This is a genomic window from Parafrankia sp. EUN1f, from assembly GCF_000177675.1.
GTDB lineage: Bacteria > Actinomycetota > Actinomycetes > Frankiales > Frankiaceae > Parafrankia.
The window spans coordinates 50504-63301 of record NZ_ADGX01000043.1 but is presented as its reverse complement, the minus strand read 5'-3'; the positions used below and the strand labels follow the sequence as shown (position 1 = coordinate 63301).

The following is a 12798-nucleotide window of genomic DNA, read 5'->3' as shown; positions in this document are numbered from 1 at the left end:
CACCCGTCGGGTGCCCGGCCTGTCTCCGGGCACGGCGAAGACCATAACCACAACGTCGGGCGAGGCGACAAGGATTGAATGGTCGACGTGAAGAAGAGCGCACTCCCGCGCGCCTTCTTGAGATTGGCTGCCGGCCCTGGTATCGCGCGCGCACGCGCGCTCATTAACTTGGCGGGCGTTTCGGGATGGAGGGTTCGGGCCGACTGATCACGCTCGCGAAAGATCGCCGGTATTGCCTGCGCTGCGAGTAATTCGGCCTGGTTTCCAGGCCGTCTCCGCACGCACACAGGCGATCCGGGTTCCCGGCACCGCGCGGGCACCCCTGGGCGAAGACAGCGGCCCATGAACGGCTCGGCGACGTCGATCCTGGCCAACGCCGCCACGACTGCCGCATACCTGGCGATCTGCCTGTCGATCGCCCGCGGACTGTGGCGCTCGGGCCAGTGGCGCAACAACCCGTTGGGCCTGGCGACGGCCGCCATCTTCTTCACCTGCGCGATCGGGCACGGGTCGCACATCTTCCACAATCCGCACGCGGGCGGTCACCCCACGCACGGCGCCTCGGACGGCTCCGGTGCCGCCTTCGACCCGAGTCTGATCGACGTCCAGTTCCTCACCACCGGGTGGGACGTCCTCACCGCCACGGTCGGCATCTGGTACTGGACGTTGCGCGGGCGCTTTCCCGCGCTGGTCCGCGGCACCGCACTGTTCGAGGATCTACGGATTCGTGAGGCCACACAGCGGACACTGCGCGAGAGCGAGGAGCGCTACCGCGAGATCGTCGAAACCACGACCGACGGCGTCGTCCTCCTCGACTCGAACGGTGCCATCACCTACTGCAACCCACAGTTCGCCGCGCTGGTCGGCCACATCTGGCCGGGAACCCCCTTCGTCGACCTGGTTTCCGATCTCGACCGGGACGAGATCCAGTACGCGTTGGAGGCTGTGCGCTCCGGCAACCCCCGCCGGCTGGAGGTCGGGCTGCGCCACCCCGACGCGCGCAAGGTCTGCGCCCAGGTGGCGCTCACCGCCCGGATCGGCCCGACCGGTGCCCTCGACGGAACGCTCGCGATCGTCACCGACGTCACCGAGCAGAAGAACATCGAGGCCCAGCTGCGCCAGGCGCAGCGACTGGACGCACTCGGCCAGCTCGCCGGCGGCATCGCGCACGACTTCAACAACCTGCTCACCGTCATCGACGGGTACGCGACGCTCATCCTGGCCCGCACCGATCTCGACGAGGGCGTCCTGCGGGATCTCGCCGCCGTCCGCGAGGCGTCGGGGCGCGCGGCCGGGCTGACCAGCCAGCTGCTCGCCTTCTCCCGGACGAGTGACGTCCGGCCAGGGCCGGTCGATCTCAACGACCTGGTCCGCGGGCTGGAGGGCATGCTACGCCGGCTCATCCGCGAGGACATCGAGCTCGTGGTGATGCCCGCCCACCGGGCGGCGATGGTCCGCATAGATCGCGGAAAGCTCGAACAGGTGCTGGTCAACCTGGTCGTCAACAGCCGCGACGCGATGCCGGAGGGCGGCCGGCTGTTCATCCGGGTCGACATCGCCGACGACACGACGCCGGAGCTGGGCTTCTCCGTCCTGCGCGGAGCACTGGCCCGCCCGTTCGTCCGCCTCACCGTCGCCGACACCGGGCACGGCATGACGGATGACGTCCGCGCCCGGATCTTCGAGCCCTTCTACACGACGAAGGCACTGGGGCGGGGTACCGGGCTGGGGCTCGCCACCGTCTACGGCATCGTGCGCCAGGCGGAGGGCAACGTCGAGGTCGACTCCGTCCCCGGTCTGGGCGCGACCTTCCGGGTCGACCTGCCCGCGCTCGCGGACTCCGGCCCGACCGGCTCCGGCCCCGGCGACCCCACCGGGGCCACCGAGAGCGCCGGGCTCACCGGAAGCGCCGGGAGCGCCGGGCGGGCCGGGCGGGCCGGGCGGGCCGACGCAGCCGCGCCCCTCGCCGACGACCGCCCCACCGCCGCCAGAAGCCGCCATTACGCGGACGACCACCACGGGGCGGGCAGTTCGTCCCCTCTGGCGGTGCCCGTACCGGGATTCGCCGGGCAGGAATGCTGGCCCCGTCGCGAAGGTGGCTGGCCGGCGCGGGGATCCGCGACCATCCTGCTCGCCGAGGACGACGACGCCGTGCGCAACTTCGCCGAACGGGTGCTGCGCGCTGCCGGCTACCTCGTGGTCTCCGCCGCCGACGGCCGCACCGCGATCGATCTCGCTCGCGGGCTGACGTCCATCGACCTCCTGCTCACCGACGTCATCCTCCCCGGCCGCAACGGCCGACAGCTCGCCGAGGACCTGATCAGGATGTTCCCGGGCCTGCCGGTGGTGTTCACCTCCGCCTACAGCCGCGGGATGCTCGCCGAGGGCGGCACCACCCTCGACTACGCCTACCTCCCCAAACCGTTCACGCCGACGGCGCTGACGGAGGCGATCCGGGACGCGCTCGGCGCCCGGTGGCCAGGCCTCCCGGATGGCCCGGAGTTTCCGGGCATCCCAGGCATCCCGGGCGGTTCGGGTAGCCCAGGTGCCCCAGGTAGCCCAGGTGGTCACGGCCGCGCCGGCGCCGCGGGCCTCCCCGCCGCGCGGACCCCGCCCGCCCGCCTGTCCGGGACCTCGGCCGGCCGCCATCGGGAAAGACGCCTCCGGCGCGGCCCGTGACCGAAAAGCCCTCCCGTGCCGGAGCCGGACCGACGGAGCATTCCCTCACTCGTCCACAGGGCGGTCGTTTCCGCCCACGGACCGCACCGGAGACGTGAAAATGGAAGGGTGACCAACGGGAGCGCACTGACGCGCGCAGCCGTGTCGAACTTCCAGCCGAGCAGTCATGCCTTCGCCTTCACGAACGCGTTTCCCCGCCAGCCGGTGCTGCGGGTCCCCGTACCGGGCCTGGGCTCGATCCCGATCGGCGACGCCAGCCGGGGCCTGTGCGGCGGGATGATCTACGCCGTCCGGGACATGTTCGAGTTCGGCGTCGCACCCCCGGCGGCGCCGACGCCACCCGACCCGGACAGTCCGCTGTACCGCTACATCGTGCGCCGGCTCTTCGACAGCTTCGACGGCCCGCGCGGGGTGCTGCGCTACTACCGCCTCATGAGCTCAGCCGACGCCGACACCGACCTCGTCCGCGGCTGGCTGCGGCTGCCCGGCGCCACCTCGGCCAGCGTGGCCAGGGAGTGGCCGCACATCCGGCACGACCTGGACCGCGGGCTGCTGAGCCCGCTCGGCATCATCACCACCCGCTCGGCCGACCCGATGCGGCTCGGGCTCAACCACCAGGTCCTCGCCTACGCCTACGAGCAGCGCGGGCGGCGCGTCACCCTGCGGGTGTACGACCCCAACACGCCACGGTGGCAGTCCGACGACGTGACGCTCTCCTTCGACGTCCTGAGTCCCGTGCCCGACACCGCACCGCGCGCCCACCTGTCGCCGCGCACGCCCCTTACGTCGGTTCCGCTGGTTTCGTCGGCAGGGATCGAGCACACGATCGCGATCGGCGGGCGGCCGGTACGCGCCTTCTTCCGCTCCCGCTACCGCCGGACGGACCCGCGGCCCGCCCTCGCCTGGCCCCGGGATGTCGGGCGCGCGCCCCGGTTCCGCTGACCGGCCGGAAGCCCCGACCAGGCACTGCCGAACCGGCTCGCGGCCTCGGCGGCCCCCGGCGCCGGTGCGCCGTGGTGGGCGTTTGTCGGAGGGACGGAGGATCCCCTATGCTTGCCCTGTTCTGATGCTGGCGCCGCGGCGGATCCTCGCCCTGGCTTCGGCCCGCTGCCCCCATCGTCTAGCGGCCCAGGACGCCGCCCTTTCAAGGCGGTAGCACGGGTTCGAATCCCGTTGGGGGTACCCAGAGTCATCGGTCCCAGCTGCCATCCGCCTGTTGCATGGCGCGGGTGGACAGCGAGGCCAGATCGCTGCCCGAGCCGGGTCCGGAGAAGCCCTGACACCACTGTTCGCGACCGGACAGCAGCAGCGGGACCATCTCATGAGCGAGACCGGGAGCCGACCAGTTTGACCGTGCCCGCACGGGAAATTCCCGTGCCCACCTCTGTCAGCCCGCAGGCGCGGGCGGTTCTGGCGGGAGGCGTCGTGGGCCACCCGCCGCACCCTCCCCGCGACGACCCGGACGCCTGGCGGACGATGATCGCCGCCACGGACGAGACCATGGCCGGGATGCTGGGGGTCACCCAACTCGAGCCCTCCGGCTCGACGGCGTCAATCAGAATGGGGGCATGACCAGTCCTCGCCGCACCGGCACGGAGAGCTCGCAGACGCGCGCACTGCTCCTCAACGTCACCGAAAGGCTGATGCGCCAGGAGGGCTACGCCAGTGTGAGCTCACGCAGTGTGGCCAAGGCGGCCGGCGTCACCCCAGCCCTGATCCACTACTACTTCCCCACCCTGGACGACCTCTTCCTCGCGCTCTTCCGGCGCGGGGCGGAGAAGAACTTCCAACGGCAGGCCGAAGCACTGGCGGGACCCGACCCGCTGCGTGCCCTGTGGGAGTTCAGCCTCGAACCGGTGCGCACCGCGCTGCTGACCGAGTTCATGGCGCTCGCCAACCACCGCAAGAGCATCCGGGACGAGATCGCCGAGTACTCGCGCCGTTTCCGGCGCCAACAGGCCGAACTGCTCGCGGGCCACCTGGCCGACTACGGCCTGGCGCACGACGACCTCACGCCTGCGGCGATCTTGTTCCTCATCGGCGCCGTCAGCCGCGGCCTCATCGACGAGGACATACTCGGGGTCAACGAGGGCCACAGTGAGACCCGCGCACTGGTCGAGCGCATGCTGGGCAACTACCAGGCGCCCGACGGGGTCCCGACATTGTGACCTCCCCCGGTGCTTTTTCACCGTCACCCGGAATCCTCAGGCGTCCCGTGGGCCGAAGTTGTAGGTCGTGGGGGCCGCGGCGTAGCCGGGGCCGTAGATGTCACGCCCCGCCGAGATATGCGTCCCCGCATCCCCCGCACCCGATGGTGCGGCCTGCGCCGCGTCGCCGGGAAACACCGGAGCTGTCGAAACTCCCGGAAAGGTCGGCGCGGTGGGCGGCTTCGCCCGATCGCCGGTGACGGCAAGCCGGGCCCATCTGACCAGTTCATCGCGAGCCTCGGCCTCGGGCATGCCGAACAGGTCAAACGAGACGACCTGGCCGAGCAGGCCTGGCTGGGCGCAGTCCTCGACCCGCACGACGAGCAGTTTGCGTTTGAATCCGCTCGGGTCGGCGCTGAAGGTGGCCTGCCATTCGGCCGCGCTGAACAGCGAATACGTGTAGGCGTCCGACAAAACCGCGATCGTGCGCTCCGCGCGCGTGAGACCGTCCTGCATGCCCACGACAATGTTCGTCCCGGGCACCATGTCCCACGCCTGCAGCAGCACCCGGAATCCGCCGGTCTCCTCGAGCTGCCAGGCGATCCACTCCGCCCAGCGCCGGTCGGCCTGCGTGTAGGAGACGAAGTAGTCCCAGCCGGCCCCGGCGGTGGCCGCCGCGCCGAAGCTTCCCTTACCAGTCACGCAAACAGTGTGCCATCGACACAATCGGCATCAGCCATCAGTGGGCACGCGTCGCACCATCCCGCTACGACCCGGGCTCCGCACTCGTCGTCGCGTGCCCTTCGGCCGCCGAGGTGGACAGCCGCCGCCTCCGCTGGATCCCCCTGGCCCGGTCGGATGCTGTCGTGAATTCTACGAAAGGTGTAGTTTTCCGCCTTTCGGACGGAAGCGACCCTGAGGTCGGACCGCGAAGATCGAAGGATTGCGGTCGTTGTGGACGACCAGAATCCTCAAATCTTGCTCATCAGCAGAAACAGTGGCGACAGCGACAGCAGCGGCGACCCGCAGCCGGGACCTTGCTACACCCCTCATGGGCACGGCAACCATCCTGGCGCCCCCCATCTCGCGTCGAGCCGCACCGGACACCGAAAGCCGTACATATCTGAAATCGGACTCTTGATCGTCAGTGTAGGATCCGTCCCCAGGAGTTCGATCCAGGCAAGCTGTCCACGGGGGGGCAGATGATCGATCTGAGCGTGCCTACAGCTGACCTTCTCCGGCGATTCACCCCTGCCAGGTCGCGGGGCGCGGCCACCGAAACCACCGCGACCCACAATGGCACCGCAACTGGTAATACCACCGTGGCCCGTAGCCACCGCGACCAGAGCGGGCTTTTACGGGCCCGGCGGCGACGGCACTGCCTCGGCGCACGTCCCGCACGAGGCACGCGGTGACCGGCGACCCCCGTCAGGAAGGCGTCGGGAAGTCACCCGGCAACCCATCGGCGGGCGGAAACGACAGCCCACAACAGAGCAGCTCGCCGCAGCCAGACGGCTCACCGCGGCCCAGCAGCGGGCGCTCGCCCAGCGGGGCCGCCCGCGACGATGTGCGTGCCGCCCGCGCCACGCAGGGCGAGACCCAGGCGCGGCTCAGCACCGAGCGCGAGCACCGGGCCACCGTGCAGGCCGGCCGCGACTTCCTCGGCCCCGGTTACGCCGCGGCCCCGACGAACTACAACTTCTTCGGCCACGAGTACACCCACCGCAGCGCCGCCGGTGTCCGGTCGCGGCCGTTGTCCGCCGAGGAGCTGGCTCAGGCAGAGGTCTTCGTCGAGCCGCCGGGCTTCTCCGCACTCGCGGACGCCATCACCCGATCCCATCTGGTCGTCATGCGCGGCCCCGCCGGCACCGGCAAGACCGCGTCCGCGGTACGGCTGCTGCAGGTCGCCCGGGTAGAGAAGCTGTTCGAGCTGGCACCCGACACCGACCTGCGCCAGTTCGTCACGGAGCATCCCGAGGAGGGTGCCGGCTACCTGCTGTCGAACATCAGCCAGTCCCAGGCGAACGCCCTCGGCCAGTTCGACCTGAGCGCGGTGACCAGCCAGCTGGCCGGCCGCCGGGCCTTTCTCGTGGTGACGATGGCGGACAGCGTGCGCCTCGCGGACATGCACACCGCCACCGCCCTCACCGAGCTCACCGGCCGGCCGGACCAGACCGAGGTCCTCACCGGGCATCTGGCCCGGCGGCTCGCGAAACATCCCGGGGTGAGCCGGGACGGCGCCCGGGCCCGCGCCCGCCATTTGCTCACCCGGGGCCCGGTCCGCGCTTTCGTCGCCGAGACCCTGAGTGCGCAGGCACGCATGGAGGAGATCGTCACGGTCGCCTGGACCCTCGCCGATGTCGCTGCCGGCAGTGAGACCGGCGGCGCCGTCACCACCGGCGACCTGGTGAAGGCGGCCCGGGCGAAGGTGGCGGCGCGGGATCACGCCGCCTTCGCCGACTGGTTCAGGGGCCTGCCGCCGGGGGTGGAGAGCCGGACCCTCGCGATCGCGCTGGCGGTGCTGCAGGGCGAGCCGTACGAGACGATCGCGGACGCCGCGCTCTCCCTTGAGCACCGGCTGGCACGCGCCGGCAACGCCGGGCTGGCACTGGCGCCCGGTCAGCTGGTCGTCCCGCCAGCGCAGCCGGACTGGTTCGGCCGGGACCGGACCTCCCGGCTGGCGCGGATGCGGGCCCGGGTGACCGCCACGACGGTCGAGGCACACCGCGGCGGCACGTCACCGGCCGGCATCGCGCAGTTCGACGACGTTCGCTACCCCGGCTGGGTGCTGCTGCACACCTGGCACGAGTACGACCTGCTGCGCCCCGAGCTGCTGGCCTGGCTGCGGTACCTCGGCGGCCACCCGACGGAGAGCGTGCGGGTGCGCGCCGCGGTCACCGCGGGCACGCTGGCCGCTCTCGCGTTCGACATCGTCTGCGCGCAGGTAATCATTCCGTGGGCGAGCAGCGACCTCCCCTGGGAGCACGACGCCGCGGCAATCGCACTGCACGAGCCGGCGGTGGACCCGGATCTCGCCGCCGCGGTGGAGGGCCTGGTCTATTCCTGGGAGTACGACGACGACCCCCAGCTGCGGTCGACCGCGGCCCGCGCGTTCGGGGCCAGCCTCGGTGCCCGGGACCCGGCGGAGGCGCTGCGGCGGCTGGAGACCCTCGCGGACACCGAAACGTTCGAGGTGACCAACGCGATCTGCATCAGCGTCGTGGAGCTGTTGCTACAGAACGAGGACCAGATCGACGCGCGGGTGCTCGAGCACCTGTGTCGCTGGGCCGACCGGCGCGAGCCCCTGATCGCGATGACCGGCCGGCTGGCGTTCCTGGTCGCCGCGGTCAATCTGATCGACCGCGTGCCGTCGCAGGCCAACCCGGGCAAGACGTTGGTCTGGCCGCTGCTGCTGCGGATCGCCGTCACCGACCCGGCGCGCAGCCGCGAGGTTGTCTACCTCTGGGAGAAGGCCTTCAACTCGGACTTCAGCGAGGCGACCTACTACGCGCTGGAGATCTGGGCGATCATGCTCGATCTGCTGCCGAACGCCCAGCGCGCCCTCGCCGAGCTCGTCGTCAACCGGCCCCAGCTCACTCACACGCTCCGGTGCGTCGCGCACGCCGCGCAGTCGTGGCTGGCCGCCGACCCGGAACCACTCGCGCCGAACACCGCCCGGACCGTTCTCCAGTACCTCGCGTCCAGAAGGGGCAGCTGAAGTGGCCCACCAACCCGTAGCGCTGATTCTGAACGAGGAGTCGCTGGAGCGACGGCTCATCGGCCGGGGCCCCGTGATCCGGCCCGGCACCGCCATCGTCGTCGCCGACGCCGACGGCCACGCCTTCCAGCTGGACCGGCGGCCGTCCTGGTCCGAGTGCGTCACCGCGCGGTACCGGACCCAGTTCGTCGTCGACACCACCGACCACACGAGCACCCTGACGGAGACCCTGCCCAGCCGGGACGACGTCTTCAGCTTCCAGGCGTCGATCGACGTCGGCTGGCGGGTCACCGACGCCCGCGAGGTGGTCCTGCGCAGGGTCGCCGACGGTCTGGCGGTCGCCCGGTCGCATCTGCTCGACCTGATGGCGCCGATCACCCGCGGCTTCGACCAGGCCGACCCGGGCCAGGCCGAGAGCGCGCTCAACATCCGGCTGCGCGGGCACCCGCTGGCCCTGCCCGAGGGCATCACGCTCTTCCGGGTGAGCGTGCGGCTGTCCCGTGAGCAGGGCAACCAGGAGTGGATCCAGGCGCAGGTGCTCAAGGACCGGGAGCGCCAGCAGATGCTCGACCGGTTCGCCGACGAGAGTGCGTCGGCCCACCACGCGAACACACTGGCGGGCATCTCGCAGCAGGGTGACCTGCGCCGCGTCGAGGAACGGCTGGTGGCGCTGCGTGCCACCCTCCCCGGGGTGGACGAGCTGACGCTGCGTCACCTCGCGACGCACCCGGACGACACGGGCGGTCTGCTGGCGGCGATCGGTGCGCGTCGGACCGAGGACCGGAACTTCCAGCTGCAGATGATCGAGAGGTTCATCGCCGCCGGCCTGATCGAGCGGGCCGCCGTGCAGGGGATCCTCGAGGGCACCGGGGTCTCGATCTCCGGACCCGCGCTCCAGCCGCCTTATGGAGCACCCCAGATCGCACCCCCGGCCGCGCCTGCCCAGCTCACGCCGCCCGGCGGCGGCGCTCCGGGGGCGCTGCCGCCCGGGAGCCAGCAGCCGGCCACGCCGTCCGGCGGCCAGCAGCCGTCCGGCAGCCGGCAGTCGTCCGCGCCGCCTCCCGAGACCTGGGACGAGGAGCCGCCGTCGACGGGCGCGCCGAGCCCGAACGTCATCGGCCACCGGCGGGTCACCCGCCCGGCCGGCGCCGAGCGGGCGGGCGCGACCGGAACAGGCCCCACTCCGAGCTGGGAAACACCGGAGGAGGACGAGGAGCCGCTCACCGAGCCGCTGCTGGACGACGACGCCGAGCCCACCGAAGGCCAGGGCGGCGCACAGGTCATCGGCTGGAGGCCTCGACGCAGGCCGGAGTTGTGATGGTGGGCGGCACGCTGCGTCAGAACGCCGACATCCCTGCGCATCCGCCAGGCCGGTCCCGTGACGACCGACTCGAATTCGTGCTTCTGGTCCTCGTGCTGACGTTCTTCTTCGTCGTCTGCCTGCTCGTCACGGCCGGAATCACCTCGCTGTGGTATCGCCACCTCCGGATCGGAGCAATCTTCTTCGCCGGCGGAGGGGTCGTGCTCATCCTGGGAATCCCGCTGTTCCACCTGTGGCGCAGGCTCCGCGCCAGGTCGGCTGGCTCGCCGATCGTGTCCCAGGCCGGCCAGAGCGGCGGGAGCAGCAAGAGCAACGGGACAGCCCGTGAAAAATCCATTGGGAAATCCATTGGGAAGGCTGGCGGAAAAATCAGCGGAAAATCCGGGCGGGAGAAGCCGGGCGACCAGGCGTCATCATCACCACCACCGTCATCGCTGCCACACGCCACCGATGACGGTGGCAGCGGCGGCAGCGGCGGGCCGCCCCGTGCCAGACCGGAAACAGGCGGGCAGGGGCCCCAGGCGCCCCCGGTGACCGGCCCGGTGGAGCCGTCTTCGTGGCTGCCCAGCGACGGCCAGCCCGACACCGGCTCGTATTCCACACCCAGGCCGGACCACGGCCGGCAACCCGCCGAGGTTCCGCTGCTCGGCCAGCCCTCTGACTCCACGCGCAGCCCGTGGTACCTGCCGGTCGTGTCCACGCAGCCTGCGGTGGCCGCCGACCAGGCACGACTCGGAACGCTCGAGGTGCGGGCCGCGTCGATCATCGGGCCTGGCCACCGCAGCTCGGACCCGGCGACACCGCGCCAGGACGCCTACCGGCTCGGCCGCGACACATCCGGCCGCCACCTGATCGTCGCCATCGCGGACGGCATGTCCGACAGCGCCCGCTCCGACCACGGAGCAACCGTCGCCGTCAGCACCGCCGTCGCGGTTCTGCGCCGCGACCTGGACGCCGGCGCGACCCCCGAGGACCTCTCCGCCGTCGAGGTGTTCAAGGAGGCGTCGGGCACGATCCTCGGCTCGCTGGAAGGCCGGGCGATGACCGAGCGGGATGTGCGGACCGGCCTGATCGCCGCCGTCATCTCGGTCCACCCGACCAGAGACGGCCACCGTAATGCCTGGTTCGGGCATCTGGCCGATCTCTCCGCCTGGCTGCAGACCGCACCGCCCGGCACCGGCTGGGCCCAGGTCGCCGGGGACCGCAAGGACGGTGGCATGGACGCCAACACGCTGAGCCGGTTCCTGCCCTACTCGCACGGTGAGGCCGTCGACACCTACAAGCTGCTCCCTGCCGGCGCTGTCGTCGCGCTCATGTCCGACGGTGTGAGCGACGCGCTGACGGGGATCCCGGGCGCGCACCACTGGTTCGCCAGCCGGTGGGCGACGCCCCCCGCCCTGCCCTCGTTCATCCAGGACATCAGCTTCGAGGCAAAGACCTTCATCGACGACCGCACGGCCGTCGTCGTGTGGTGCGACCAGCCGGCGCAGGGCGCTGACCTGGCCGCCGCTCCCCGGCGGGTGCGCCGATGACAGCCTGGTCGGACCAGCCCTTCCCGCGCATCGTCGACTATCCGGCGGTGCGCCGCCGGGAGAGGGAGATCTCGCCCGGTGCGGGCGAGAGCCAGGTGATCTACGAGATCCAGGGGTGTTCCGGCTGGCTCGCGAAGATCTACAAGCCGGGCATGGCGCCCGATGACGACGATCTCGACCGGCTGATCAGCCTGCCGGGCCGGCTGTCCCAGGACGAGCGCGACCTCGTCGACGCGTCGACGTCCTGGCCCGTCGCCAGGATCGTCGACGCCGGTCGGACGGTCGGTGTCGTGCTCCCGCTGGCGCCCAGTGGGTACAGCGGCCACCTGAGCCGCAACGGCAAGAAGATCGCAACCACGGAGATCTTCGCCGTGGACATGCTCTGCCAGTCAGAGCAGTGGCAGACGTCGCGGGGCCTACGGGTCCCGTCGAGCGCCGGGCGCCGCGCGATCGGCCTGCTGATCGCCAGAATCGGCGCCCTGTTCGAGGACGCGGGCATCGTCTACGGCGACTGGTCCTACCGGAACGCGCTGTGGAATCCGTCGAGTGACGGGATCTACATCATTGACATGGACTCCTGCCGGTTCGGCTCCCGGCCGTGGGTGGAGAGCACCGGCTGGGAAGACCCGCAGGTCCCGTCCGGGCCCATGGACAACACCACCGACCGGTACCGCGTCGGCCTGCTGGTCGCCCGTGTCCTGACCGGCGAGCGCAGCCTCGTCGAGCTGCCGATGGCGCTGAGCCGGCTGGAGCCCGGAGATCCCGCTGCCGCGGTCCTCGTCGCGATGACGAACAGCCAGCGGCCGAAGCAGACACGCCCGGCGATCAGAAAGCTGGTGGCGGCGCTGACCGGCGACCGGGCAGACAGCGCGGAGGCCCCTTCGAAGCCCGCCGTGAAGTCGGGCACGAGGCCTGACGCGAAGTCGCGCCCGACGGCCTCCCCACCGACGGCCCCGACGACGGCGACCTCCGCGACGTCCCCGACGACGGCGACCTCCGCGACGGCCCCGACGACGTCCGGACCGCACGTAACGAACTGGCGGCCGGTCAACCGCCCGCGGGAGAGGGGAAGCCCGCCGGGAACGTCGTCAAACCGGCCACCACCCGTAACGCCTGTACCGCCCATAACGCCTGTACCACCCGTACCGCCCACGACCGTGACGAGCCCGGGGAGGACCAGCCGAGCGACGCCGACCCCTCCGAACGTGCCTGGACAACCGGCCAGGCCGACCATTCGGCCCACCGCTCGGCCCACCGGTCAGGCATCTTCGCGGCTGCCGCAACCGCCGCCGCCTCCCATCAACCTCGGCGGGGCTGTTGCGGCCGCGTTCGGCCTGCTGCTGATCGTCGGATTCGCGGTCGCGCTGATCGCCACCCTGTTGATGTAGTTCATCACCTAGG

The 12798-nt window shown here is 71.2% G+C and carries 9 protein-coding genes, 1 tRNA gene and 1 pseudogene; 9 read left to right on the top strand and 2 right to left on the bottom strand.

Annotated features, from left to right (window positions below):
• Positions 1-342 precede the first annotated feature (342 nt).
• The 3 genes from FREUN1FDRAFT_RS15235 (at position 343) to FREUN1FDRAFT_RS15225 (ending at position 3861) form a co-directional block, all read left to right on the top strand.
• Entirely contained in the window at positions 343-2679 is a 2337-nt protein-coding gene (locus FREUN1FDRAFT_RS15235; protein ID WP_006540991.1) for an ATP-binding protein, read from the top strand.
• A 108-nt stretch (positions 2680-2787) separates the two neighbouring features.
• Positions 2788-3621, top strand: coding sequence for a hypothetical protein (locus FREUN1FDRAFT_RS15230; protein ID WP_006540990.1), 834 nt, complete (start codon positions 2788-2790; stop codon positions 3619-3621).
• A gap of 167 nt (positions 3622-3788) precedes the next feature.
• Positions 3789-3861: transfer RNA gene (locus tag FREUN1FDRAFT_RS15225), tRNA-Glu, on the top strand.
• A 25-nt stretch (positions 3862-3886) separates the two neighbouring features.
• Here the strand turns inward: FREUN1FDRAFT_RS15225 and FREUN1FDRAFT_RS46325 are convergent.
• Positions 3887-4015 (bottom strand): annotated as a pseudogene (locus tag FREUN1FDRAFT_RS46325) (acyl-CoA dehydrogenase); the annotation flags it as partial.
• Positions 4016-4053: 38 nt separating this feature from the next.
• Here FREUN1FDRAFT_RS46325 and FREUN1FDRAFT_RS15220 point away from each other — a divergent pair.
• Together FREUN1FDRAFT_RS15220 and FREUN1FDRAFT_RS15215 are read left to right on the top strand one after the other, a co-directional pair.
• Positions 4054-4251 carry a hypothetical protein gene (locus FREUN1FDRAFT_RS15220; RefSeq protein ID WP_035951696.1) on the top strand — a complete coding sequence of 66 codons (198 nt, stop codon included), beginning with the start codon at positions 4054-4056 and terminating at the stop codon, positions 4249-4251.
• The gene (locus FREUN1FDRAFT_RS15215; RefSeq protein ID WP_006540988.1) at positions 4248-4847 is read left to right on the top strand and encodes a TetR/AcrR family transcriptional regulator; all 600 of its coding nucleotides are present in this window, start codon (positions 4248-4250) and stop codon (positions 4845-4847) included. Before FREUN1FDRAFT_RS15220 ends, FREUN1FDRAFT_RS15215 begins: the two co-directional genes overlap by 4 nt.
• 36 nt (positions 4848-4883) lie before the next feature.
• On the opposite strand, the gene FREUN1FDRAFT_RS15210 is transcribed toward FREUN1FDRAFT_RS15215, so the two are convergent.
• On the bottom strand, positions 4884-5528 hold the full coding sequence (locus FREUN1FDRAFT_RS15210) for a toll/interleukin-1 receptor domain-containing protein (RefSeq protein ID WP_006540987.1): 645 nt from the start codon (positions 5526-5528) through the stop codon (positions 4884-4886).
• A gap of 709 nt (positions 5529-6237) precedes the next feature.
• Here FREUN1FDRAFT_RS15210 and FREUN1FDRAFT_RS15200 point away from each other — a divergent pair.
• From FREUN1FDRAFT_RS15200 to FREUN1FDRAFT_RS43000, 4 genes are read left to right on the top strand one after another with little or no spacing between them, the layout of a single operon-like run.
• A complete protein-coding gene (locus tag FREUN1FDRAFT_RS15200) occupies positions 6238-8544 on the top strand; it encodes a hypothetical protein (protein WP_006540986.1) in 2307 nt (768 codons plus the stop codon).
• Position 8545: 1 nt separating this feature from the next.
• Positions 8546-9862 carry a hypothetical protein gene (locus FREUN1FDRAFT_RS15195; protein ID WP_006540985.1) on the top strand — a complete coding sequence of 439 codons (1317 nt, stop codon included), beginning with the start codon at positions 8546-8548 and terminating at the stop codon, positions 9860-9862.
• Complete coding sequence (locus FREUN1FDRAFT_RS15190; RefSeq protein WP_006540984.1) at positions 9862-11397, top strand: protein phosphatase 2C domain-containing protein; 1536 nt, start codon at positions 9862-9864, stop codon at positions 11395-11397. Before FREUN1FDRAFT_RS15195 ends, FREUN1FDRAFT_RS15190 begins: the two co-directional genes overlap by 1 nt.
• Positions 11394-12785 (top strand): hypothetical protein, encoded by a 1392-nt coding sequence (locus FREUN1FDRAFT_RS43000; RefSeq protein ID WP_006540983.1) that lies wholly within the window; start codon positions 11394-11396, stop codon positions 12783-12785. Before FREUN1FDRAFT_RS15190 ends, FREUN1FDRAFT_RS43000 begins: the two co-directional genes overlap by 4 nt.
• Positions 12786-12798: the final 13 nt, after the last annotated feature.

Coding starts and splice junctions, on each gene's coding strand:
- FREUN1FDRAFT_RS43000 (WP_006540983.1), top strand. CDS start 11,394: ATGACAGCCTGGTCGGACCAGCCCTTCCCGCGCATCGTCGACTATCCG.
- FREUN1FDRAFT_RS15215 (WP_006540988.1), top strand. CDS start 4,248: ATGACCAGTCCTCGCCGCACCGGCACGGAGAGCTCGCAGACGCGCGCA.
- FREUN1FDRAFT_RS15190 (WP_006540984.1), top strand. CDS start 9,862: ATGGTGGGCGGCACGCTGCGTCAGAACGCCGACATCCCTGCGCATCCG.
- FREUN1FDRAFT_RS15235 (WP_006540991.1), top strand. CDS start 343: ATGAACGGCTCGGCGACGTCGATCCTGGCCAACGCCGCCACGACTGCC.